General features: G+C 66.3%; 2 protein-coding genes. Both read right to left on the bottom strand.

Going from position 1 to position 2,577, the window contains the following annotated elements:
* Positions 1-38: 38 nt before the first annotated feature.
* A complete protein-coding gene (istB, locus tag EB75_RS28570; protein ID WP_074360265.1) occupies positions 39-794 on the bottom strand; it encodes an IS21-like element helper ATPase IstB in 756 nt (251 codons plus the stop codon).
* A 54-nt stretch (positions 795-848) separates the two neighbouring features.
* A complete protein-coding gene (gene istA, locus EB75_RS28575; protein WP_109558051.1) occupies positions 849-2,393 on the bottom strand; it encodes an IS21 family transposase in 1,545 nt (514 codons plus the stop codon).
* Positions 2,394-2,577 lie beyond the last annotated feature (184 nt).

The raw sequence follows: 2,577 nt of genomic DNA on the forward strand, positions 1-2,577 counted from the left end.
GGCCTCGTGTTGGTCTTACCGGTCGGGGCGGGCGTTGTCTAGGTGGTGGTGCGGCCGGGTCGTTTCCGGGGTCGGTAGCTGGGTCCGTCCATGAGGACTTGGTGGCTGGTGTTGATCAGTCGGTCGAGTAGGGATTCGGCCACGACGGGGTTGGGGAACAGCGGGTACCAGTCTTTGGGGGCGCGGTTGCTGGTCAGGATGAGGGGTTTGCCAGCGATGGCCCGGTCGGAGACCAGATCGTAGAGATCGTCGGATTGGGTGGTGGTGTGCTCACGCATCGCGAAGTCATCGACGATCAGTACCAGGGGCCGGGTGTACTCGCGCATGCGCTGGCCGATGGTGCGGTCGGCGTGTCCGCCGGCAAGGTCGGCGAGCATGCGGGCGCATTTGACGAAGCGGATGTCCCCGCCGCGGCGGGCTACGTGATGTCCGAGTGCTTGTGCCACATGGGTTTTGCCGACGCCGACGGGGCCGTAGAGGATGACTGATTCGCCGGCGTCGAGCCAGCGCAGGGCGGCCAGGTCGCGCAGCATCGCGGCGGGCAGTTTCGGGTTGGCGGTGAAGTCGAAGTCTTCGAAGGTGGCCTGTTCTTCGAACTTGGCGCGGCGCAATCGCCGTGTGAGAGCGGCGGATTCGCGGCGGGCGATCTCGTCTTGACAGAGGGCTTGCAGGAATTCGAGGTGGCCGAGGCCGCCGTCGCGGGTTTGGGCGAGCCGGGCATCGAGGGTGTCGAGCATGCCGGACAGTTTCAGGGTGCGCAGCGCGGTGCGTAGCGCCGGATCACAGATAGACATGGTGGGCTTCCTTTGAAGGTTGATTATGTTGCAGCAGTGTGGAATTGGTGACGATCAGGCGATGATGCCGGTATCGGTGCCGAACTGGTCGGGGCCACGCAGAAACGCCCCCGCCGCGCCGGTGCTGGCGGGCGGTTCGTCGCCGGCGTGTTCGGTGCCGGCGGCCAGGATGCCTTTGATGGTGCGGTAGGACGGGTCACCGACGGCGATGGCGCGGGCGCACGCGGCCTCCAACCGGTCGCAGCCGTGTTTGTCGCGCAGCCCGAGCACTCCTTGCGCGGCGCGCAGATGGTGGATGGCGTTGTCGGCCATGAACGCGGCGATCACCGCGACGCAGGCCGGGCCGACCAGTTCGGCGGTGCGCCGGCACCAGGTCGGGGTTTTCATCGCGAACGCGACCTTCTCCGGCGGGTAATGGGCGAAGTCGGTCGAGCGCCCCGATGGGCGGCGCACGTGGATGGCCACCACCGCATCGGCGTGAAAGACCTGTACCACGTCGCCGGCGGTGCGGGCATGCAGGCGTTGCCCGATCAGCCGCCACGGCACCGAGTACAACGCCTTGCCGACCTTGAGGTGCGCGTCGGTGCCGACGGTGCCGATCGACCAGGTGGACAGTTCAAATACTCTGGGCGGCAACCCGATCAACGCGCTGGCTTCGATCGCTTCAAACACCCGCAACGGCGGCGCGCCCTCCAGTGCCCGACACGACCTCGCCCCGGCCACCTCGATGCTCCAGCGCTGGGCGTCGGTTTGCATCGCGGGCAGCCCGTCGAACTGGCGGCCGCGCCAGAACGAATCCCGGATGTATTGCATGGGCCGTTCGACGCGGGGTTTGTCTTTGGGTTTGAACGCCCGCGCCGGGTCGATCAGGGTGCCGTAGTGGGTGGCCAGCTCGGCATAGGCGCGGTTGATCTTCGGGTCATACAGGTCGGGTTTGTCCACCCCGGTCTTGAGGTTGTCACACACCAACCGGGCCGGGACCCCGCCGAAGAACTCGAACGCCGCGACATGGCAAGCGCACCAGGTGGTTTGGTCCATCCGGATCACCGGGCGCACGAACAGGTGCCGCGAACACGCCAACACCATCACGAACGCCCACACCGCCACCCGGCGGCCCACCGCGGGATCGAACCACATGCCCAGGCGACCGTAGTCGATCTGCGCTTCACTGCCCGGCTCGACCGGCCCGCGCGGCACGGTCACCTTCGCTCGTGCCACCTCTTCCGCGAAATGTGTTGCGATCCAACGCCGAACCGAGGACTCCGACACCGCTACCGCATGCTCGTCCCGCAACCGCTGAGCGATCGTGGCGATCGTGACATCGGCATCGAGCCAGGTCTTGATCTGGTCCCGGTGCGGTTCGATCAGCGGCCAGGTCAGCGCCCGCGCCGCAGGATCGGACAGTTCCGGGAACCACCCGCCGATCAGCTCCGACCACTGTGGCGCGGTCAGCGGCTCGGTACCCGGGCCGATACCCGCCGCGACCGCCGGAGCCAAATATTTGCGGACGGTCTTGCGGTCAATGCCCAGCGACTCCGATAACTGGACCTGCGAACGGCCCGCGTGCCAGTGGGTGAACAACTCGACCAAATCGAGCATCACGATACTTCTCCTCGCCATCAGCGCCCTTCCATCCACCATCAGATGGATGCAGAGCGAACCGGTAAACGAGGCCCACACCAGGCAGACACACCGCCCAGGGTGGGGAATTACGTGACAGCCAGGGTGGGGAATTACGTGACGGACAACCCCTCAAACCTGGGGAAATACGTGACCGCTGACA

It is taken from the genome of Mycobacterium sp. ST-F2, from assembly GCF_001905655.1.
In the GTDB taxonomy this organism is placed as follows: Bacteria; Actinomycetota; Actinomycetes; order Mycobacteriales; family Mycobacteriaceae; genus Mycobacterium.